Origin of the sequence: Pelomicrobium sp. G1, assembly GCF_051905455.1 — a bacterium.
Classification (GTDB): Bacteria; Pseudomonadota; Gammaproteobacteria; order Burkholderiales; family UBA6910; genus Pelomicrobium.
In genome coordinates this window covers 1-394 of record NZ_JBQACR010000140.1, presented here as the reverse complement: position 1 = coordinate 394, position 394 = coordinate 1, and the positions used below count along the sequence as shown (strand labels likewise).

The window sequence follows — 394 nt, the reverse complement described above, 5'->3', positions numbered from 1 at the left end:
CGCTTGAAGAGCACGGGCCAGTAGAGCCAATGGGCGAGACCGAGACCGTAGGGCTCGTCGTCGTGGTCCGCGCCGGTCGCATGCCACCAGAATTTTCTTGGCGGCAGCCGCTCTCCGGGGTTCGGGTTGGCGCTAGTGCGCAGCCTGAGGTCCCCGTCCGCGCCGAAGGCGAAGCGGCGGCGGTCGCGCACCTTGATGGCGTCGATGACCACGCGACCGTCCTCGAGCCCCCAGAGCAGCTCGGCGACCGCGTAGCCGTAGAAGACGCCGTAGAGCATGCGATCGGTGACCGCGTACCAGTGGCTGCGCTAGAGCTGCTGCCGCAGGAACTCGGCGGCCTGGCGATCGATGCGGCGGTCGCCTCCCGGGCGCACCTCCCACTCCCGGGACACGA

General features: G+C 69.5%; 1 protein-coding gene. It reads right to left on the bottom strand.

What is annotated here, in order from left to right:
- Positions 1–278 (bottom strand): phage portal protein family protein (locus tag ACTFO6_RS17880; RefSeq protein WP_439935762.1); only part of this gene is annotated, 278 nt, incomplete at its 3' end.
- Between the last annotated feature and the right edge of the window lie 116 nt (positions 279–394).